The organism is Aeribacillus sp. JST-2 (genome assembly GCF_056032925.1).
Map to the genome: position 1 here is coordinate 1 of NZ_JBVVUU010000021.1, position 22,914 is coordinate 22,914.

Below are 22,914 nucleotides of genomic sequence, written 5' to 3' on the forward strand. Positions count from 1 at the left end.
CTCTTTGATGACTTGTAATTTAAACTCCTTGGAGTGTTTGGTTCGTGTCATGTTGTTTAGCCTCCTTGGTACATTAAACAGTATATTATTTTTTACTCTTATTGTCCAAGTTCATTTAGGGGCTAAATAGTTAACTATTTCGGTAAATGAAATAGCTACTCTTTGTTGTTCGGTGTGATTTTAACCATTATATTTCCATGTTTCAATTTGCTCTGCTTTTATAAACTCCGAAACATCAGCTGTAAAAAATTTACCCGTCTTTTGTTGAAATCTATGAGAACTACTTATAAGAATAATCCCTTTTTTTGCACGAGTAACTGCAACATAGTGTAAATTTAGGGAATCAATTAAGTCTTCTTCTTTTCCATCAATTACCCAACCAGCAGATGGAATAATTGTTTGATATAAATCTAGATGCAGTACAAAATCAAATTCTAATCCCTTAGATTTATGAATGTTCATCAACTGAATTTCATCTTTTTTTGCTGGAATAAAGTTGTCCAAATTTCTAGGATTGGATAGTATCTCCTGCAAATTATGTATGGTTTGGTCCAAGCTGCTCACATTAGGATGCAGGTACTCCGAAATTTCTATGAAAAGACCCTCAATTTTTTCTATATCCTGATGTTCATCTTCTTGATAAGCCTTAACTAAACCTTTAAAATCCTGAATCAGTTTCTTTAACTGTCTTATAAACCCAAAATTTCTTAGGAAATCAGTTCCAAATTTGTCTTCTACAAAAGCAGTGACAGATTGCCTGTTGTCGAAGGACATGCATAGTAAATGGTATAGAGTCCTTCCTGTTGGGGTTTGGTCCTCATCTAAAGGTGTCTTTTGATAAAATTTATAAGGAATATTAAGCCCCTGTGCAAATAATTCTAAAGTGATATCCTTTCTTGCAACTATACCTATTTCAAAGTTGTCCTCTACACCAAAGGTTTGTTTAATCAGCTCAACATTATCATTAAACCATCTTCCAATATCTACTTCATTACCTTCTACAAAGTGATAAAAGACCCTGTTTTCTTCAGGAGGTTCAGGTTCGTATCCCAACAATTTTTGTGAGTAGTAATTAATTGATGGATGGGAACGATGATTGACAGTCATCTGAAAAGTTGTAAAGTCAGGATGGTCAAACAGACTTGTTAAGTATATTGGGTCCCTTTTTAAAAATCGATACAAAAATTGGTTTGGGTCTCCTACAGCCCAGCATATCACCCCTGCTTCAGCTATACGTTTAAATAATTGATACTGTTCATATCCAGAATCTTGGAATTCATCAATCATTAAATGGGTATAACGAGAACGTATATATCTTTGGCATACAGCAGAGCTAAGAAAGATAAGATTAGCTATCCCAGAAACAAGACGTAAATCAAGAAAACCAGATTGATATTTCTCTTGCAAGAAACTCAAGTGGCTTTCTTGTAATTTTAAAATGGGTTGTATTCCTTGTTTACTTAATTCTTCTAGGGATACATGTTCATATCGTCTGATAATGGATGTAATAGCTTGAGAAATGGCTTTTATTTGGGCAACTTCACGCTTTGTTTCGTTTGTTTCAGGTATTTTTGTAATGATAAGAGGGTCAGTCGGAACTCCAAAGTACCGCTTTCCAAAGGGAATAATAAAATTAGATATATAAAAGGAATCCATTGTTCCAAAGAAAGAGTGTTTGGTATCTTTACAAAGTTTATGTATCTTACTAGCCAATTCGTTACTTGCTTTGTTTGTAAAAGATATTGCAGCAACACCTTGATACATTCTGGCTTCCTCAAGAACTTGCGTAATCTTATGCGACAGTATGGTAGTTTTTCCACTACCAGGTCCTGCCGCAATTACACAATTTCCCTCATGGTTTAAAATTGCCCTTTGTTCATCTGTAGGATTGAAGAGTCTTCTAGTAGGAGCATGTTCCTCCGCATTAAGCTGGTTGACCACTTCGCAACCCTCCTATAATTCTTTCACACTGCAACAAAGGCTCAGCAATTGAACAATTTCTAAGTTCACTTAAACATTCCCTGTGTTGCTTTACAAAGTGGTACATAAAAGTTGACTTTTTATCCTTCATTTCTTCAAGGACATCTTCGTCTGTATGCTCTTTTTCAGATAAATTAAAGTATTGGTAAATATGTTTCTTAACTGTATTGGACTGAAATAACAAATCCTCTTCTAAACCTATCTCGGCTAGAAATACATTGAATTCCTTGAGGTCCTGGCTTACTAATTCATACACTTCTTTTCTATGGTCATTACATGGCTCAGGAAGTCCTGTTAGCTTTCCTTCTGTAACTGAACATATCTTGTCTACAATTTCAGTTCTATGAGAACCATTTATTTCATCAATGACCTTAACTGCTTCAATACATCTTTGTACACCAGCAAGTCTGTATGCCTCTTTTCTTGGAATTTTAAAATAATCATTATCTGTACGAATTACATATGGAATTCCAAGTTCATGGAACAAACGAATATAGCGCTCAAAACCAACACCTTCAACGGACAAGATACTAATATTCAACTTATCTAAATCTACACCTATCTGTTCAGCAAGCGCTTTATAAAAGATAACTTCTGAAGAACCTTCGACTAACAACACGCAATCACTAAAGTATACTTCCGTCGAAATGACATTAAGACGGAATTCTAAATCATCTATCCTCGCTGCAATTTGTGAAGACGCTCCTTTACTTGCCACAATAGTTGATTTATCTGCCTGAGAATACAGACGAATAATCGAATCAGGCATAAAATCAGTTGCAATAAAAGGCGAATGAGAAGTAAGTATGACTTGAGAATCAAACTTATGAACCAGATACTCTGACAGCTTTCTCTGTTGATGAGGATGGAGATTCGATTCAGGTTCTTCAATACAAAGAATAGAAACTTCATCAGGCTGACCGTCTTGTTTTTGAATTTTATTCATTGCAGCCCATAAAGCAATAAATGCTTGGTTCTTTCTTCCATCTCCTCCAACTTGAATAGCAGTATCATTTACAAAAGATAAAAGTTTCAATCGTCTAAAGAGTTCTCCCTCATTTGGAACATCAACTCCTAATTTTATCTCTTGTAAATTATGATGCTCTGCAAGTTGTTTTAGTTCCTCGTTAATCTTAATACCAGCATTTTGTATGTAAGAAAGACTATCTAATTCGTTTTGAATTTGATTACGTAATTCATTTACACGTAGCCATTGCGAATCATCTCTCTGTTCTTCCTCAGAGCTTCTGCTACTCATGAGCATTTCCAACAGTTTAGTTTTTTGATTTCTTAAAAAAGAATCTATTTGTCTGGTCGCACCAACATATCTTAAATTCAACACCTTAAGATAATGTCTCCCTGGTATCTCTTCTAAGTTTGCAATGTCATACCCAGCTTTAATTTTATAGTCTTTCCTTCCACCAACCCCATCCCTTGTTGCTTCGTAAGACAAATACATGCTTCGGGTATCTTCACTGATATACTCAGCTAGCTTTGAAAATATACAATCCTCTGTAATATCGGTAAACTCAAGAGTAATTTCAAATGAATTACATTCAGTAAACGCACAAAAATCCTCATCTTTTGGAACTAAGTCAGCCTCTGATAAATTTTTGTCTAATAGAATTCGTAAAGCATCCATTAAATTTGTTTTCCCTACATCATTGGCTCCAATAACTAAACTTTTTTTATTAAAAAAAATCTCGACATCAGAGAAGTTTCTAAAATTCTTAATAATCGCCCTCTTTAATAACATTATCTTTCTCCTCTCCGTTTTTTATTTAATTTTACCAAAATTTAGAGTTAATTAACTCTAAATTTGAATGATTGTGTCGATAAAAATGGATTTATACTTGGTTTCTTTTTTAACAAAAGCAAAACAGAAAGGGGACATACAGATAACATTAATACTGTAGAACATTAGTAGTGCTTACAATTGTATTTAATAAAGATTCAAAACAAAAAGCCTTCTTTCTCTTCAAACAAGAAACGAAGGCTTGAATCGGCTACACTTAACTGGACAATAAAATTAAGGTCAAGTAGACTAAACACCAAATTTGGGTATACTGCTTATTAAACATAAGGATCCGTACTAGAAACTTTACGTGGAGTGGCGGGGATGCTAGCCTTGTCGGCGAGACAGATGAACACATCATCTGGCTTCCTGGCTGGGAAAGCATGCCCGCAGAGGCTCCATGTCAAGTTTCGTCGCAAACCCACTGTTTTGGTGGTCTACTTCAACACTACCACAGTTAAGGAGAGTTTAAAAATGAGAGCAAGACGAACATTCACTGTAGAATTCAAGGCTCAAATGGTCAAGCTTTATGAAAATGGGAAACGAAGAAAAGATATTATTCGTGAATATGATTTAACGCCTTCAGCCTTGGACAAATGGATCAAACAAAGCAAAACATCCGGTTCATTTAAGGAAAAGGACAATCGTTCTCCAGAAGAAAATGAATTGATCCAGCTTCGAAAAGAAAACAAGCGTTTATTGATAGAGAATGATAGTTTAAAGCAAGCCGCGCTGATACTAGGACAAAAGTAAATGTGATCAAGAATAACAGACACAAATACTCGATATCAGCAATGTGCGATGTCCTACAACTTCCAAGAAGCACCTATTATTACGAAGCAAAAGAAAAAGTAATGCAGAAGATAAACTGACAGCCACCATTCTGGAAATTTTCCAGAAAAGCCGAAAAAACTATGGTACACGTAAAATCAAACATGAATTAGAGAAGCTTGGTATGATTGCCTCAAGACGAAGAATTGGCAGAATCATGAAAGAAAACGGGCTAGTATCAAATTATACGGTTGCCCAGTTTAAACCTCATGTAGATAAATGCAATGAATCAAAAGTTGAAAATGTGTTAAAACGAGAATTTGATCAACAAAAAAATGAACAGTTGTGGTTAGTGACTTAACATACGTTAGAGTAGAAAAAAGCTGGCATTACATCTTGTTTATTTGTCGATCTTTATAATCGAGAAATTATTGGTCATAGTGCAGGCCCAAACAAAAATGCCCAGCTAGTCTACCAAGCTTTATCGACCGTGAAAGCAGATTTACGGCAAATTCAATTATTCCACACAGACAGAGGCAATGAATTCAAGAACAAGACAATTGATGAAGCTCTAGATACTTTTCAGATTAATCGGTCGTTAAGCATGAAGGGCTACCCCTATGACAACGCAGTAGCTGAAGCAACCTTTAAAATTATCAAAACAGAATTTGTTAAGGGTAGATATTTCGAAAATTTAGACCAATTGAAACTGGAATTAGATGATTATGTTCATTGGTTTAATCATATTAGAATACATGGAACACTTGGGTATTTAAGCCCGGTGGAGTACAAAGAGAAACACCTCAAAAAAATTGTCTAGTTTAGTGTTGACATACCAGCTTCTATTTCATTACTGCTCAACACTTCAATTTTTATCTCTTCCAAAATACAATTCCAACGCTTTCAGAAATACTTCTTCTATTTTCATCGTTCCATATGTTTCCTTACCTAGTTTCAACGGAGAAGATGACTTACTCATGGTGTATCACCTCAATGACACTATATGCGTGTGTCATTGAAGGACTGCCCTTTAAATTTTACTTATAACTACGTACCAACATTTTTTAGGACGGTTTCTTTGTTTGCAAATACTACGCATAGCATCTACAATATGTAGCATCATATCACTCTTCTGGTTTAAATAGAATTTTCTCTGCTGTCTGCTTTATTGTTTAAAAATACCTGATTAATAATAAACTTTTGCTTCTGGTATAATAATCTAAAAAAACAAAAAGGATATAACAGTTTTACATTTTTTCTTGTACTAGGGGGAATTGGGAATGAAAAATGGTCCTATTTACAGCAATATATCCATAATTAATAGAGCATTCCGTGCGCTTGGATCTCCCCTTCACCGTGACCTTATTATTGATTTTGTTCGTACACATTGGGGAAATGGAAGAGGACTTCCGCTTGAAGAAGCTCAAAATCTTGTAAAACTTGCTCTTGAAGCTCAATTTTATTATGAAAAAGCAAGTGAAGAAGATCATTTTTCACGTAAAGAAGTTTATTGCAAAGAGCTAGACCGTCTCTATTATAATATGCAAATTAACCCTTATCCATATCAATATAATAGTAGAGTAATGAATTTAACAATGAGTGAAATCTATTTAGATCCCCGATTTGATACAATTTCATCTGATGACGGAATTATATACTTAGTTCTGAGCGAATGGAATTTGCTGAATGATTTAGTCTACTATTATATGGTAAAAAACAATATTGACAAAATCCCAATTTCCGATATATACAGAAATGTTTTATCTAAATATTCAATCGATGATCCTAATGCATACTTTTTTCCAAAAATTGATCCTCGTTTTCAAGTTAATCGCAAACAAATCGTTTCTCAAGTTGAAAAAAACTATAGCGAGGCATTTCTTTCTGTTCAAGTAACCGACTATATTAAAGAAAAAGTTGCGATGAAAATTCCTATCATTAAACAATTTGTAATGGATAGTAAGGAAGCTGTTAAAATACGGTATATCATTAAACGAATATTTAACTTGCAACCACATCAACCGTTGTTTTTTCCGTATTTCGAAGCAATTAAACAAATAGTTCCACTATTGCAAAACAATCTTTTTTTAGTAAATGACGATTCTCTCATATATTCAGCATCCAAAGAATTACCGAAAATCATACCAAAACAGCGATTATATGGAAGCACTAATTTGGATATCATTGATTTAAAGGTTAATGAACTAGACTATAACATAAATAACCAGACTACTTCGCTAAAACAAAAGGATCAAACATCTCATGAAACAACGCCGCTAGTGAAAAGACAAAAGTTGAGCTATACCCTTCGCTATTATGATCGAATTCAAGAAACTTTAGCTGCACATTATTTCAAAGATTGGATTCAAAATGGTTATTTAAAAGTAAATTTCTTAGATGGTGAAAAAATAACACCTATGATTATTCATTATGATGAAAAGAACAATGTGTTATATGGTGAACATCTTAGTAATTTTATGATCGATTACGATTTAGAGCCTGGACAAAAGCTAGAATTTTTTCTAAAAGACGATCATTTATACTTGGAATTAGGTGTATTTGATGAAAAAGCACATACAGAGCAAATGAAATATGAAGACTTAGCTAAGCTATCAGAAATGAAAAAGCTAGGCACCAAATCACTAATGCAACATTTAGCTGAACTTCTAATGCTGCATCCATCAGGATTACATATTCGCGAAATCGTACGCGACATTCAAGAAGATACTACATACGCAGAGAGCAGTATTCGAAATACTTTATCTTCCTATCCATTTTTTGAGCCTATTAAAGGAAAGGTGGGGTATTGGCGGTTCAACCCTAAACTGTGGAAAAAACAATATATGGAATTAGAAAATAATATAAAAAATAACCTCAAATCAAAATCAATACCTACTCTTAGACAACAATGGAAAATAAAAGCGTTAGCATCCACTAAAACAAAGCGACGCTTGACCAACGAACAATTTAAACAATTGCCGAAAGAAACTTTTCTTTCTTTAGCATGGGACTATTATTCATTTACAATTTACCAATATGCAAAAAAATTTTCATGTGAAACAGTTCCAATGGAGGATCTTTATCAAGAAGCCTATTTCGCATTACATAAGGCATACGAAAAATACAATCCCGAATTGGGCGGTAGTTTTTATCATTATTTTCGCAGACATTTATTTGCTCGTTTACAACGCTATAAATCAGACAATTTGTCCTTGATTCGTATTCCTACTCATCGGATTGAAACACTTATGAAAAATGATCAAATCTTCGAAAAACAACTAATAACAAATGAGAAAACTAATATTAACATCTTGGATAGCGACTATATACTTTTCAAAACAAATTATATCAGTTTTGAAGAACTTTATTCTCTATATGATGACAATGTTGGAGATGTGGCACGTGCACGCATATATTGTTATTTTAACCATCCTTTTTATGAAGACACCAGCTTAAAAAGGCAGGTTTTTATTGATTATTCTTATATTGAAGAACCTGAGGAATGCGACTGGCTTTTATCAGAAGAGCGTTATGAGGAAGAAATAGAAAACCGCGTATTGGCTGAGAGCGCTATTGATTATTTACGTAATATCATAAAAAACCCGAGAGATTGGAAAATAATTTTGTATCGTTTTGGCTTTATGACAGGTGAAGAAATGACATTGCAAGAAATCGGGGAATTATTCGGTGTTTCCCGTGAACGTATACGTCAAATTGAAAACAAAGCCCTCAAACATTTAAAAAAATGTCCAGCATTAAAAGGAGCAAACCCATAATAGAGTTTGCTCTTTTTTCTTACAATTGGAAAAACGCAAGACTTTCTCCTTCATTTAAGGGAATTAAAGTTCGTCGATCAAGAAGCTGATTCCCCCACTCACATGATGTTTCAGAAACAAATCCACAAGCATGGCAAGCTGCCCCGTTAACGGTAGATTGCATTTCAAATCTTGCATCGGAGCAGTGAGGATCAGACGAACAATACTCCATTTTCTCAAGCGCGCGTACAAAGATTGGATATAACTTCTCTGGCTTAGATAATTCAATTAGCCCACCTAATCCTCCCTCTGAATCAGACGATGCTGTATAAATTAACACACCATACATATCGTCGCTACAATACAATCTCTCTCGCAGAGATGTAGTAGCATATCCAGAGAACCTTGCAAATTCTTGAATCATCGCATGACTAAACGTATGAATCAATATATGGCGGGCTTTTAAATAAATAGATGAATTCCCCAGTTGTTCCCGACGTTTATTATAGCGCTCAAAAATACGAGATAATTCTTGTTTCACATTCTCCTTATTTTCCCATTCTAATAGTTTCTGGATATTGAATTGAAAAAATATACCCTCTCCTAAATTTTTTACCGCTGGCAACCAATCGGTTGACCGGCTATTCTTCATGATGGAGCAAAAAGGAATCTCCGTAGCATCGAATGGATCTAGGTAATGAAGGCGTGTAAATCCTCTCAATACTTGAATTTCAGGTAATGATTCTATTTTTACAATGGATGAAAAATATGGTTTCATTTGTTCGTGAATCTCTACTTCAACAGATTTAAAACCTGTCTCTTCTAAGTAATCAACATTTTTCTTAATTATTGTATTCCATTCTTGCTTACGAATGGTTTCATATGATACTGATTGCTCATACTCACCATTTAAAATTTGCTCAACAGCAGGAAGTTCATTTTCTGTAATATCTAACAATATTAAGGCAATTTGTTTAAATTGCTCATATGATCTATCCTTTATCTTCAGTAAGTTATGTTTCTCTCTGTTTACTTTTTCGATTAAGTTGTCTTCTCTCCCATCACTTAAAGGAATACTTAATGTACTAAATACGATGGGAGTATATAACTTCGAAGCCCCACGTAAAACTGTCTCCATTTGTTCTTTGCATTGCTCTTTATCTTGTTCTTCATCCCCTATCCATGGACGTTCTCCTGTACAATCCATCGTAAATTTCATAATATTTGCCAATGATTTTTGTTTTCTACATTTCACACATTGAACATACATATCTGAAAGGGATCCAGCCATACCTCGATAAGTCATTTTTAATATCGGTTTTTTACATTCTTCTTCGCCTTCATGAAGCCATTCAATCCATGGAAAATCTCGAATATGACCATGTTTACACGCTATGACAAAGCGACTAGGAAATAACTCTATTTTTACATTTTCTTTTCCACAGTAATAACACTCTCTTGTATCCCATTCTGTCATCATTCCACATCTTGGACATACTTTCCATTTTGGAAACGGCCGCGCAGTTACACTTATCTTTTCTTGATCTTCATTGAGCAATCTCAAATAAGGAACTCCTAATGAACTCCTTACACGCTCATCTTCTATTACATTTTTGGAACGAAAATCCCATAAATCTGCAGCCATAATCATAACACTGCCACTCAACATATCCACAATGGCGCCTGGTCCATGATAAAACAAAAGCTGGCTTGGCCTCAACTGCCCGAATTGTCTTTCCATAATTCTACACCTCAAATAATTATTTCTTTTGACTTTATCCTTTCCACGCTTTTACTTCAATCTCTGCTTCCACACTTCTGAGAGAATGCATCGCAGGTCTTGCGTCTTTCAATGCATTGCTATCACCAAATGGTTTCAATAAATAAGGCATATGATTATATTTTGAAGATCGATAGGCAAGTGAATCATATTTATTTGTCATTCCAAGCCACCAATCTAAAACACTTTCAATATGTTGTTCAAATTCTTGCTCAGATATTTCTCCTGTCTTTACGGCTCTCTCAATCAAAAATTTCTTAATCTCTTCAACATCTTCGTTTATCACAAAACGTTTTGCGCTTTGCTCTTTGCTAATCTCTATGATTCCTTGCCGTATTGATCCTACTACCAAACCGGTTAATCCACGTTGAATACTCCCTCGAGCAAATGGTGTCACACTTGTAGGTTCAACAAAACGGTAAATTGAACTGTTGTAAGATTTAAATCTTTCATAGTGTGATAAATCCCGTGGACGTAAAGAGTTGAATAAGGTTAAAACAAGACCTGGATATGTTCTTCCAACACGGCTAGTTGCTTGAATATATTCTGATGTTGTTTTTGGTTGACCATGCACTACCATAATTCCAAGACGATTGACATCCACTCCTACCGAAATCATATTTGTAGCTAATACAGCGTTAAGCGCTCCATTTTCTGCATACGTTTTTTCCATTTGAGCCAGCAAATGAGGAATTTCCCTTGCTTTTCTTCGACTTGTCATTTCCTCAATAACTAATTCCTTTTGCTCGGAATTCTCATTAAGTAATTTTAAACGAACTGGGATTTCATCTTTAAAAAGCATTGTTGTTCCTGCTAATTCTTTTATCGTATTAAAATACCCTAAAATTGTCCAATACGGATCAATTACAGGTCCTTTTAATTTTTCACTTATTGTCAACAATGCTGAATAAACATGGACAGAATGAATTTTTCCACTGACACCCGGTGCACAAATTCCTACATATAACCTTCCTGGCTTTTGTTGTGTTTGAACTTCATACGATACAAAATTATCTGTTGCTTTTAGGACTGGTAAAGGAAATTGACTAGCCTCACGGCCGTAGAGACGACGAATCTGTTCATCAGCTCCTCTAATAGTGGCCGTAGATGCGACAATTTTAGGACCTGCTCCATCATATTGACATAAATAATCTACAGCTAATTCGTATAGACCCGTCAAAGATCCTAATGGACCAGAGATTAAATGCAGTTCATCTTGAATAATCAATTCAGGAGGCTTTAAATAATTAATTTTCTTATATCCTTTTTTATTCGTTTCAGAAAAAATAAACCCCTTTTCTAAATCATAATGAGTTTTACGACCAAATAACTCATACATATCTTTTTTCCAAGCAATCTGCGCCATTTTATCAACAGTTCCTATAAGAATCGTAGGAACATATTGATAAATAGCCTCATCAATCGTTAAAGCAGGAATTCCCTTTTCAGATGAAAAAGGACAATCATAATAATGACAACGAATTAATTGCTTATGCCGCTCAATGATGTAATACTCCGCATTAAGTTCTGTTCCGCACCAAGGACAGTGAGTTAACTGCATCGGATTTCCTTCTAGTACTTCGTTTCCTTCCCTAATTTGCTCCATTTTTAGTATTGCATCTTCATATGTATTAGGTGAAGAAGATTGTCCTATCCAAAGTCCTATACGAAATGGTTCAATTCCATATTTTTCAGGATTTTCCTGACGAATCAACTCAGCAGCGCAAATCATAGCTGCAGCTCTTTGAAATTGCTGTGTTGTTAGCAACCGCAATGTATAACGCATAAATACAGTAACACCTGCATATGTTTCCGGATTATCCCACTCCCCAATAAGCCGACGATATCCCATGGTAAATGCAGCTAATCCTAGATACGCCTCTGTTTTCCCCCCACCTGTCGGAAACCAGATTAAATCTACAACATCTCTATCTTCGTGATGTCTATCAACAATACCAGCGATATTCATTAATAAAAATGCTATTTGGAATAAACGCCATTCCGATGTATATTTTGGTTCTATTCTCTCTTGAAAAGTACGATAATGCAAAGCAACCTTCGATTGAGCTTGCTGAATCATCATAACTTTATTTGCAAATTGGAATGCTTCTTTTACAGAAGGATTGCTTATAATTAAACAAATACCTTCTCGAATTCTTTTAATTATTTTTTCAATCTTGTTAACATTATTTCTCGCTATATCTTGTAAATGTTCCGGCAAAGATGGAATATGACCTTTTTGTTCACATAGCCATTTTTCATATTGCTCAGGAATAATAGATAATGTTGTATGTAAACTTTCCGAATCCATTTCACTTAACTCTTTCATAAAAAATCGAGCATGAGAGAAAGTACGATGCTCTACAACAGGCAATTCATAAAAAGGAAGCCATTTGCTCTCAATAATGACGTACTGATCCGTTTCTTTCCAATCTACGCCAACCCCATGACCAACTGCATACTCATGAAAATGCCGTCCGTATAATAGCTCATCTTCGTAATGATTTATATCAGCTTTGGAAGAAAAAACAGCTATATGTTCCTTAGGAACCTCCACAATCATTTTTGTTTGAAACATAATTTCACTTTGTTTTGGATATGAATCCCGTTTATAGCTGTTAATCAAAAATAAACTAATATGATATAAACCGTCATGATATTTAATTTTACAACGTACTCGAGCAGGCTCATTTTTAGCCACATATGTTTTATTTTCAGGAACAAAACACCATTCTTCTTGTAGTTGCGTCCGTTTATGTTCTTCATCATCGTACATTCCCCAACTAATGTGAATTTTTATACTCGAAAGGGATTTCATTTTAAAACTAAATCCCATCGCAGATGGACGAAATACATGGCGATGAATAAGCATTTCATCCATCGCTTCATCTTCTAATAATTGTTTTGTTTCAATATGATTTTCTTCTTCATTAATAACATCAAAAGTGGAACCGAATGGAACAAGCTTCCCAGTTAGATAAAGGGCCATTGGTGCTTTTCTACGACCGAGAGTTTCATTTTCTTCAAATGGACCAACGAGAAATTTCTCTAATTCTGAAAGAATCGTTGAACGCATTTGAACATATTCATTCACATCTATATGAGTCTTATAAGACTGTAAGTTTTCCCCCTTCTTAAGTCTTACTTTTTGGTTTTCAACAACAAAAATATCATTGTATTCTTCCACAAAGCGCTTAATGGTTTTATCAGTCCAAAAACTTCCTATATTTTTAGCATCTTTAAAATCTAATTCTTTATTTTCCTGTAAGTATTCTAGTAACTTCTTTGCTCCTGGCTTCATCGAATCCCTCCACATATAGTAAAAAATGCCTAAAATTATCGTATCGAAAACATAAGAAAAATGTTGTCGAATCGTGTCGGTATAAATAAAAACAGAAGCGTGTATTAGCTTCTGTTCTCATAAACAATTATTTATTCTTTCTCTCAAAATACACATGCAACCTGTACTCACAAATCTCCTTCGTCCATTGGTATAAAATCTCTTCGTCTTCCGGTCCGATGGAAAATGTTAAAGAAAACACATTGTTGTCAAAGGAAAGAAGTCCGTTTGAACTCCCGCTCCATTTCGTCATCGGCATTCTAGCGATAAGTTTGCTTACTTTTTCTTCATCGTAAACCCATAGCCGTTTTGTTTCCTTGTCTGAAAAATCAATGCGCTTCCGGTATTCTTTCTCGGTTAGATAGCGATGGAAAAATGGTGCTGCCTCTTGCGGCGTAATCGGCAAATGCCATCGTGAAGAACCCCGTTGAAGCATCGCCTGTAAAACAACCATTTTGTAGCTTTTTGTCATCGGAGTGCGTTCTACTTCCACTAACCATGATTCATACTTTGAGAAAATTTCTTTCTCTCGTTCTGACAGCTCCCCAGCCCAATAAAGAAACCCGATATACGATTTAAACTCTGATTTATATTCAGACGCCTCACTTCTTCCATAGAGATGAAGCTGCAAGTATGTCGGGCGATAACCGAGTTCCTGTTTTAGTTGTTGATAGTCAAATAATAGTTTCTCACGACGCGGCTGGCGTTTTTTCCGCATTTCCTCTAATAGATTAATTACTCGTACATCGAGGTGAATCGAACAATTTTCTGGAACAGTTGGGATCAGTGACGCTTTTTTCTTTTTACCTTCCCCACGTTCCGTATCAAACAACGCTAATTTCACGTCTGCATTGCGATAGTTTCCGATTAAATCGATAATGACGCAATAATCCTTTCCTTCATACAACCGAAGTCCGCGGCCCACTTGCTGGGTAAACACGGTAAGCGATTCTGTCGGCCGGACAAACAGCAATGTATCCACTGATGGAATATCAACGCCTTCATTAAATAAGTCCACCGTGAAAATAGCATCTAATTCCCCTTTTTCCAGCATCGCGATAGCTTGATCGCGCGGAATGTCTGTCTGCTGGGAGTGAAGGCTGACCGTTCGATAATTTCGTTTTCGAAAATATTCGGATAAAAAGTCGGCTTGTTTGATCGATGAACAAAATACAAGCGTTCTTGTTTTCTTATATTTCTCCCATGCTTTTAAAATCTTGTCCGCCATTTCTTCTCTTAGCTGCACTTGAAGCAGTTCTGTTTCATCATAGCGGTTGCCAAGCCATTTGATCTTGGAATAATCCGTATCGTCGTAAACACCGTAATAGCGGAAAGGAGCAAGCCATCCCCGCTGCACCGCTTCGATAAAATCAATTTTGTACGCCACGTTGCCATCGCAAATGGCATATACATCTTTATTATCGTTGCGATCTGGCGTTGCCGTAATCCCAAGTAAAAATTTTGGCTGAAAATAATTCAGTACTCGCTGATACGAACGAGCGGCAGCATGATGAAATTCGTCAATCACAATCAAGTCAAAGGCATCTTTGGCGAATGCTTCTAAATGTTTTTTCATGCTTAACGTAAAAATCGAAGCAAAGATTATATCAGCTTCTTTTTCTTTCACGTTTCCGTCATAAATGCCAAACGTTTTGTTAGGCATGACGCGCTGAAACGATTTTTTCGCCTGACGAAGAATTTCTTCACGATGTGCGATAAACAGCGCTTTTTGAAAATTGCGGGCAAAAAATGCGGCTAAATACGTTTTCCCAAGTCCTGTCGCCATGACAACCATCGCCTTGTCGTAGCCTTCTTCGTAAGCCGCTTCCAGCCGTTCGAGCGCTTCCACTTGGGCAAAGCGCGGTCGAATCGTTTCGTATGTAACCGTTGCTGGATCGTAAATTACGTCATGATCACGTTCATTGATTTCCGTCTCCGCTTTATCCAATGGAAGCATTAATTCAACTTCTTCCGCTTCCGCCCACGTTCGCGCGAGATTCGGATGCCGTTGGTGATAGTCATGATACTGCTTTTCATAGTCCTTTAACGTCTCTTCGTTCACTTGTACTGTTTCATCAGCGTAAAACAGCTTCAAAAACTCTTCCATTGACTCTGCAAATACGTTTTCATCGACGCTTTTGTCCAACCCGATATTCCATTCGATCCCTTCTGTCAACGCCGATTTCGACAAGTTGGAGGAACCGACAATAAAATAGCCGCTTGTTGTATTTTCAAATAAATATGCTTTTGGGTGAAAAGATACTCCCCTGCTTCGCCATAATCGTACCTCGATGTCCGGATGAATAGAGATCAGCTCACGAAGCGCTTCCGGCTGGGTGACAAAGAGATAATCGCCAGAGCAAATTTTAATATCCGCCCCTCGTTCCGCCGCTTTTTTCAATGTTTCTTTCAGCAGGCGGACACCCGATTTCATCACGAACGAGGTCAATATGTATATGGTTGACGATGTTTCGATATGTTCCTGTATCTTTTCGATAAGATTGCGTTGAATTAATTCGACCTTACTCATCGTGTACCTCGACTAAAAAGATTTTTTCTTTAAATCCTCCCCGCTTCTCTGCTTTTTCCGCTCGAATTTGTTCAACGCGTTCGATCGACGATCCGTGGCATTCGGCAAGAGCATGAATAATTTCCAGCACATCCGCCAATTCTTCCAGCGCTGTTTCATTATCACTCGCATTCATATATTCTTCTAATTCTTCAAATGCTTTTTTTCGCAGCTCTTTGCGATATTCGTCATCTTCCAATATTCTCGTTGTAAATGTCTTTCCCGTTTGTTCAATAATTTGCGGAATTTTATCACGGACAAGTTTGTTGTATACTGGCATTCTATCCTCTCCTATTTTTATTTTCTCTTTACATATTCTACAAGATTTTTCCCTTGTTTGAAATGTGCACTTTCTGCCCGAGACAAAGGATTACCAAGCTGCTGGAGCAAGTCGTGAAGCAACTTCTCTAAATATTCGTAACTTTTTCTTCCGTTTCCAAAATTCCATACCGTTCTTTTTCAATTTCCCGCCCTGCGTGTTCGGTGCCAAGGCAATCCCGAACCGAATAATCTTAAGGGTACCAGTATAAATGTAATGGTCGGTCCGATTGACCAAGCGAGTTCGGTTGCTCCCACTCTGAATGCCTGTTTATCCTTTTCAGAAATTCGATCAAAACAGAAAAGCAGATGAAAAGAAACTGTCGTTTACTCTTTTTTTCGGGACTTTTCAGACAGCTCTTACCATGTTAATATGTTTTGGTTTTTATTGACATGGAGTTTTAAGTTAGTTCAAAAAAAAGATAATCGAATAAAAAGCTGCTGCAGAACATGTTATAATATGATATTCATGTACAAATATGAACAATAAAGGTGGGATTCGTTATGAGATTTGGTATTATAGGAACAAACTGGATTACCGACCATTTTATAAAAGCTGCAAGCGCACACCCGGAATTTTCTCTCGGCGCTGTTTATTCGAGAACAATGGAAAAAGCAAAAATGTTTGCCGAAAAATATCAGATAAAACACGTGTACACCAACCTTGAAGAAATGTTTCAAAGCGGCAATATTGACGCCGTTTATATTGCATCCCCCAACAAATTCCATGCCGAACAAAGTATTTTGGCCATGAAAAATAGAATTCACGTTCTTTGCGAAAAGCCGGCAGTAACGTCCGTGCAAGAAATGGATGAGGTCATTCAAACGGCCAAAACTTACAATGCCATGTTTATGGAAGCGATGAAATCAACCGTTACACCGACCTTTTTAAATTTAAAAAAACATCTTGACGAAATCGCTCCGATCAGACGATTTGTTTTCCATTACAATCAATATTCTTCACGATATGATAAATATAAAGAAGGAATTATTGAAAACGCCTTTAAACCGGAATTAGGAAACGGTTCGAAAATGGATTTGGGTGTATACTGCTTAGCACCGATTGTTCATCTAGTCGGCGAACCAAAATCCATAGTAAAAAATCACTATTACTTATCCACCGGTGCAGACGGTCAAGGAAGTATGATTTTAAATTATGATAATTTTGAAGCAGTCGTAATGTATTCCAAAATAACAGACTCCTTTTTCCCTAGTGAGATCCAAGGAGAAAAAGGTGTTATTGAAATTGACAAAATCAGTGATCCGAAGAAAGTTGTCATCAAATATCGAAACGGTGAAATAAAAGATTTAACCGTGGAACATAAATTTGAAACGATGTATTATGAAGTAGAAGAATTTATAAACTGCGTGAAAAACGGCAAAATTGAATCCGATATAAATAGTCATGAACGGACAAAACAAGTTGTGAAGCTGTTGACGATGTAGTGAAATTCCTAACGCCAGTGGAAAAATGCTAATGAAATGAATCGCAATCGACTTAGACGTCACAATTTTAACAAATGATCATATGATTAGCGAAAAAAACCGTGAAGCAATTGTAAATGCACAAACAAAGACAAAGCCTCTTTACCCATTTAAAGGCAGAAGAGGCTTTCTGTTTTTCTTTCCGCTATTTTCTTTTCCGCACGTTCAATCATTGTTGGCACGTCTCTTTTGAAACATAAATAATTGGCAATTTGGCTGTATGATAAATAATGGTCTCCAGAACGTCAAACAAACTTCTCTCTTTCGTCTTGCTTGCAATTCCTCATAGTGAAGATAAAAACGGATACGGGCATCACGTCATTATTGGTCATGGAGACTTGCAATTCCTCATAGTGAAGATAAAAACCCCAAAAAAGTGTTATATACGCATTTCATTTTTAATGCTTGATTGATTATTTTTAGGAAAACTTTGCCAATCCTTTGATTTGCATCGGTTGAACAGAGATTTTTGCACGATTGGTGGCGACGACAATTGGCTTATTCAAATCACTGAGACCTTCTTCTGTAAAATAACCACCATCTCGGAATATGAACTGATTTTTGTCGCGATTGACGGAGAAAAATATTGGAAAAAATGGCTTGACTTAAACATCCAATTCGGTAGAATGGAAAAAATATCGAATCTTTAAAATTTTGAAGTTAGGAGACTAAACTAAAATGATATTACGATTTCACTATGCTTGGGTGATTTTATTTGTCACGTTTTTATCTCTTTTAGCTGTTCAAGGCGTTCGTCTTTCTTTCGGGGCTTTTGTTGAACCTTGGGAAAGGGAATTTTCAATGGACAGAGGGACGGTATCGCTTATTTCGACATTAAGCTTTATTGTTTATGGAGTTTCCCAACCATTTATAGGAAGGTTAGTCGACAAATTTGAGCCTCGTATAATCCTTTCTGTCAGTACTTTTTTGGTGGCAGTTAGTATTCTATTAACAGCTTTTGTCCATCATCCATGGCAATTGTTTATTCTATATGCCATATTTGTATCACTTGGGGTTGGCGGAGCGTCAAACGTGGCTGCAACAGTAGTCGTTACAAACTGGTTTAATGAAAGACAAGGATTTGCTTTAGGGATTGTCGAAGCAGGGTTTGGAGCCGGACAAATGCTGTTGGTACCAGGATCTCTATTATTAATTCAATGGTTGAATTGGAAAGCAACGGTCATCATCTTAGGATGTTTTTTAATGATTGTTGTGTTTCCAATTGTCCTGTTAATTTTACGAAACCATCCTAATGAAAAAGGTATGTTGCCAATTGGCGGAATGGATCAAGAAGAAAGCACAACTGAACAGCCAAGTAAATTCAATGATTTTTCAATTTGGGATGCTTTCGTAAAAAACAATTTTGGTTCTTGATTTTACCATTTAGCGTTTGCGGTTTTACCACTACAGGTTTAATGGATACACATCTTATCCCTTATGCCCAGTTGTGTGGAGTTCCAACAAGTGCGACTAGTGCAGCAGTAACTATATTGGCCGCTTTTAATATTGTAGGAATACTATTTTCTGGTGTGTTAGCAGATCGCTGGAGCAGTCGAAAAATGCTCATCTGTCTATATGTTATACGGGCATTATCGTTGTTTATTCTATTCTATAGCTATAACCCTCTGCTTTTAATTATTTTCGCTATCGTTTTTGGATTGGTTGATTTTTCCACTGTTGCTCCTACGCAATTGTTGGTCACGCAATACTTTAAACAACACTCTGTTGGTTTTATCATTGGTTGGCTATCTTTCAGCCACCAAATTGGATCAGCACTAGGAGCCTATGTGCCGGGTTTACTATACAGTTACCACGGGAATTATAATGTTGCTTTTTATTTTTCAATAATCATATTAGTCATTTCAGCAATCCTCACCTTCTTTCTTCCTGAATTTTCTAAAGAAAAGGTAACGATTTAGGAGAAGGCATCTATGCGATTTTTTGGAGACCTCGAAACCTGTTGTCACTCGGCAAAAAAGCTGAACAAATTCGTAAGACTGACCTATTCATTTATTTATTGGGCCAACCTCAATATTCGCAGATCCCCTGTTCACATTTTTATTTACCTAACCAAACTTCCTGTTTCGGTTTTCCGACAAGTCCTTTAAGGCTGCAGATAACGTGCTAAAAAATTTTTTGAAAACTTTTCACGGAACATGATTGCAAAATGGAGGATACGGAAAACGTTCAAAAAAAAGCTGTCCAGAAAGTCAAAATCCATTGAAAACGAAACATTATAAACATTGATATATCAACGTTTCTAAAACATTAAAGGGGCGTTTATAAGCCGGAAAATCGACTTATTAGACAGCCCCCTTACCCTTTCCATCATAACTTCAGCCATTGGCCAAGAGGCTTGGAAGCCCGTATGCGCCCGTTGTCAAATACCAATTTCCCCCGTTGAAATGTCGCAAGGATTTTGCAAGGAAATGTATGATTGACATATAAACTATGCTTGTGTTTTTGAAGCAAACTGTTTTTCTCGACTGTGAAGGAATCTTTTAAACTTATAATCACAAAATCTGCGTCTTTTCCTTTTGCAATTTCCCCTTTTTTCCCGTCCAATCCAAATCGTTTGGCGGGTCTAGCAGATGTCCAATGAATCAGCTTCGGAAAAGGAATGCGATAGCGAACCGCTAGTTCGATCATCGCCATCAATGTAAATTGTCCCCCGCTGATTCCTCCCCAAACATTGAAAAAATTCGTTTCATCTTCTTTCAAGCTCCATGGCGACGGGGAATGGTCGGATGCGACAAAGTCAATCTGATCTTTTAAAAACAAATCAACCAATTTTTTTTGGTCGCTTAATTCGCGCAATGGGGGAGCGCATTTTGCAACCGCTCCAAGCTTTTTCGTATGTTCATGGTCAAACAAAAGATAATGCGGGCACGTTTCCAATGTGACATCAAGTCCTCTTTTCTTCGCTTGCTGGATTTCTTCAACGGCTTCTGCACTGCTGATATGAACGAAATGCAAAGAACAGCCGGTCTGTTCCGCAAATGTAATGGCTTTTCTGACAGCTAGCCATTCCGCAGCAATCGGTCTTGATTGTAAATAATCGTCCGGACCGAATTTTTCTTGCCGCTCTTTTTCTCTCTGCAAAAATTGCACCATTGCGCCGTCTTCTGCATGAAGAGCCAAAATTTTACGCAAGCCGGCGATCGTTTTCATTCCATTCAAGAGCGTATTATCATCAACCGCTGCGAACTCTTTATTGCCGCTCGGGGACATGAAAGCTTTAAATCCGACAACTCCTTTTTCCGCAAGAGGCGCTAAATCATTTTCATTGCCCGGAACAAGCCCGCCCCACAATCCAAAGTCAACGAATGACTTTTCCTCGCCTATTTTTCCTTTTTGTCGAAGAGCTTCAAGATCAGTTGTAGAAGGGACACCGTTGAGCGGCATATCAAAAAACGTTGTACAGCCGCCTGCTGCAAGCATAGATGAACCTGTTGAAAAGCCTTCCCAATTCTCTCTGCCCGGTTCATTGAAATGAACATGGACATCAATCAATCCGGGAAAAACGTAATGGCCTTCCGCATCCCAAACGACATCGGCTTCCCCGTCAATGTCATCGCCAATTTCAACAACAATGCCGTCTTTAACAGCTAAATTTGTTTTTTTCACTTCGTCATGAAACACAACGCTGCCGTTTTTGATAAGAGAATCATATTTCACTCGAACCATCTCCATTTCTTATCATTAAAAAAATGGCATCAGCTGAATTTTATATAGATCAATGGACTGAACGCTTTCTCTTCCGTCTGAATGAATTTATCAATTTCTCAACCGATCGCAAAAATGAATGATGATCAAAATTTTGCGCCATTGACACAATTTATCGATGAACTACACTAGAAAAAGCTGACTCCTTTCTTTGTTTTCCATACATACTCAGCGCTGCTTGTGCTCCTTCACCTCTGTTTATGCGAACACCGTGATAGATGAGAACTGCCTCCAATGCTGTCAGCAGCTTGAGAATATTTTCTTTGCGGCAGCTGTAGCCCATTGTACCGATCCTCCAGATTTTTCCGTGGAGCGGGCCAAACGAGCTGGCAATTTCAATCCCGAATTCATCCAGCAGCATGCGGCGCACGGATTCTCCATCGACGCCCTGCGGAATGTTGACGCATGTGACGGTCGGCATTTTAAAGCGTTTATCGCCGAACAATGTGAGTCCCATTGCTTCCAGCCCGGCCATTAATGCCCGTTCATGGAGGCGGTGGCGTGCAAATCGATTATCCAATCCTTCCTCCATAATAAGCCTCAAGCCTTCACGCAATGCGTAAAGCATTGATGTAGCTTCCGTATGATGATTTAATCGCCGCGGGCTCCAATAATCTTGAAGCTGGCTTAAATCAAAATAGTTGCTAATAATTGTTTGACCTGTGGCCATTTGCTGATCCAATTCCGTCCGAATTCCTCTTTCTACCTTTTTACGCGACAAAACGATTTTTTCAATTCTGTCATTATATGTGATGGGAGCCATCCCTGATGGAACCGATAAGCATTTTTGCGTCCCGCCGATCACGCCGTCAAGCTGCCATTCATCGACATTCACGTCCGTTCCTCCAATTGTCGCAACCGCATCGACTACAAGAATTACATCCATCTCCCGGCAAGCTTTCCCGATCTCCTCAAGCGGCTGCATGCACCCCGTTGAGGTTTCCCCATGGACGATCGCGACTATTTTCGGCTGAACCTTCTTTATTTCTCTAATTACATCCTCCGGGTCAAACACCGTTCCCCATTCACGCTCAATTGTAGTGACATCAGCCCCGTAACGTTCGCATATTTCGGTTAATAAATAGCCGAACCGGCCATATATTGGGATCAGCACTTTGTCGCCCTGTTCGATAATGCTCGCCAGCATCGCTTCAATGCCCGATCTGGAGGTTCCATCGATAGGGAACGCCCATTTGTTGTCCGTACGAAATAAATAGCGAAGCATTTCCATTACTTCATTCATGATCGAAGTAAATGCAGGATCAAATTGGCCTAAAATCGGCGTACTCATCGCCTGCAAAACTCTCGGATCGACTTCAACAGGCCCCGGTGTCATGATCGTTCTATTAGGTGTCTGTAGAGGCAGAAATTTCATTTCGTCCACAATCCTTTCTT

The 22,914-nt window shown here is 37.2% G+C and carries 11 protein-coding genes and 2 pseudogenes; 5 read left to right on the forward strand and 8 right to left on the reverse strand.

The window, feature by feature from the left end; translation table 11 throughout:
* Window positions 1-180: 180 nt before the first annotated feature.
* Together AC0KTX_RS11300 and AC0KTX_RS11305 are read right to left on the reverse strand one after the other, a co-directional pair.
* A complete protein-coding gene (locus AC0KTX_RS11300; protein ID WP_474252293.1) occupies window positions 181-1,941 on the reverse strand; it encodes a UvrD-helicase domain-containing protein in 1,761 nt (586 codons plus the stop codon).
* Window positions 1,925-3,736 (reverse strand): ATP-dependent nuclease, encoded by a 1,812-nt coding sequence (locus tag AC0KTX_RS11305; protein ID WP_474252294.1) that lies wholly within the window; start codon window positions 3,734-3,736, stop codon window positions 1,925-1,927. Before AC0KTX_RS11305 ends, AC0KTX_RS11300 begins: the two co-directional genes overlap by 17 nt.
* A 513-nt stretch (window positions 3,737-4,249) precedes the next feature.
* On the opposite strand from AC0KTX_RS11305, the pseudogene AC0KTX_RS11310 reads away from it, so the two are divergent.
* Both AC0KTX_RS11310 and AC0KTX_RS11315 read left to right on the forward strand, forming a co-directional pair.
* Window positions 4,250-5,366 (forward strand): annotated as a pseudogene (locus tag AC0KTX_RS11310) (IS3 family transposase).
* A gap of 460 nt (window positions 5,367-5,826) precedes the next feature.
* Window positions 5,827-8,322, forward strand: a complete 2,496-nt coding sequence (locus AC0KTX_RS11315) for a sigma-70 family RNA polymerase sigma factor (protein WP_474252295.1) — start codon at window positions 5,827-5,829, stop codon at window positions 8,320-8,322.
* A gap of 19 nt (window positions 8,323-8,341) precedes the next feature.
* Here AC0KTX_RS11315 and drmB read toward each other — a convergent pair whose 3' ends face one another.
* The 4 genes from drmB to AC0KTX_RS11335 all read right to left on the reverse strand — a co-directional run bounded on the left by drmB (window position 8,342) and on the right by AC0KTX_RS11335 (window position 16,270).
* A complete protein-coding gene (gene drmB, locus AC0KTX_RS11320; RefSeq protein ID WP_474252296.1) occupies window positions 8,342-10,042 on the reverse strand; it encodes a DrmB family protein in 1,701 nt (566 codons plus the stop codon).
* 34 nt (window positions 10,043-10,076) lie between these two features.
* Window positions 10,077-13,382 carry a DISARM system helicase DrmA gene (drmA, locus tag AC0KTX_RS11325; RefSeq protein ID WP_474252297.1) on the reverse strand — a complete coding sequence of 1,102 codons (3,306 nt, stop codon included), beginning with the start codon at window positions 13,380-13,382 and terminating at the stop codon, window positions 10,077-10,079.
* Between the two features lie 127 nt (window positions 13,383-13,509).
* Entirely contained in the window at window positions 13,510-15,951 is a 2,442-nt protein-coding gene (locus AC0KTX_RS11330; protein ID WP_474252298.1) for a DEAD/DEAH box helicase family protein, read from the reverse strand.
* The gene (locus AC0KTX_RS11335; protein ID WP_015864194.1) at window positions 15,944-16,270 is read right to left on the reverse strand and encodes a nucleoside triphosphate pyrophosphohydrolase; all 327 of its coding nucleotides are present in this window, start codon (window positions 16,268-16,270) and stop codon (window positions 15,944-15,946) included. The genes AC0KTX_RS11330 and AC0KTX_RS11335 overlap by 8 nt, the downstream gene beginning before the upstream one ends.
* Before the next feature lie 542 nt (window positions 16,271-16,812).
* On the opposite strand from AC0KTX_RS11335, the gene AC0KTX_RS11340 reads away from it, so the two are divergent.
* The 3 genes and pseudogenes from AC0KTX_RS11340 to AC0KTX_RS11350 all read left to right on the forward strand — a co-directional run bounded on the left by AC0KTX_RS11340 (window position 16,813) and on the right by AC0KTX_RS11350 (window position 19,712).
* Window positions 16,813-17,754 (forward strand): Gfo/Idh/MocA family protein, encoded by a 942-nt coding sequence (locus AC0KTX_RS11340; protein ID WP_063386903.1) that lies wholly within the window; start codon window positions 16,813-16,815, stop codon window positions 17,752-17,754.
* A 46-nt stretch (window positions 17,755-17,800) separates the two neighbouring features.
* Window positions 17,801-17,986: a hypothetical protein gene (locus AC0KTX_RS11345; RefSeq protein WP_474252311.1), complete on the forward strand. Its 186-nt coding sequence runs from the start codon at window positions 17,801-17,803 to the stop codon at window positions 17,984-17,986.
* Window positions 17,987-18,471: 485 nt separating this feature from the next.
* Window positions 18,472-19,712 (forward strand): annotated as a pseudogene (locus tag AC0KTX_RS11350) (MFS transporter).
* A 409-nt stretch (window positions 19,713-20,121) separates the two neighbouring features.
* Here the strand turns inward: AC0KTX_RS11350 and allB are convergent.
* Together allB and AC0KTX_RS11360 are read right to left on the reverse strand one after the other, a co-directional pair.
* Window positions 20,122-21,480 carry an allantoinase AllB gene (gene allB / locus AC0KTX_RS11355; RefSeq protein ID WP_474252299.1) on the reverse strand — a complete coding sequence of 453 codons (1,359 nt, stop codon included), beginning with the start codon at window positions 21,478-21,480 and terminating at the stop codon, window positions 20,122-20,124.
* A 151-nt stretch (window positions 21,481-21,631) separates the two neighbouring features.
* Window positions 21,632-22,894, reverse strand: coding sequence for a pyridoxal-phosphate-dependent aminotransferase family protein (locus AC0KTX_RS11360; RefSeq protein ID WP_474252300.1), 1,263 nt, complete (start codon window positions 22,892-22,894; stop codon window positions 21,632-21,634).
* Between the last annotated feature and the right edge of the window lie 20 nt (window positions 22,895-22,914).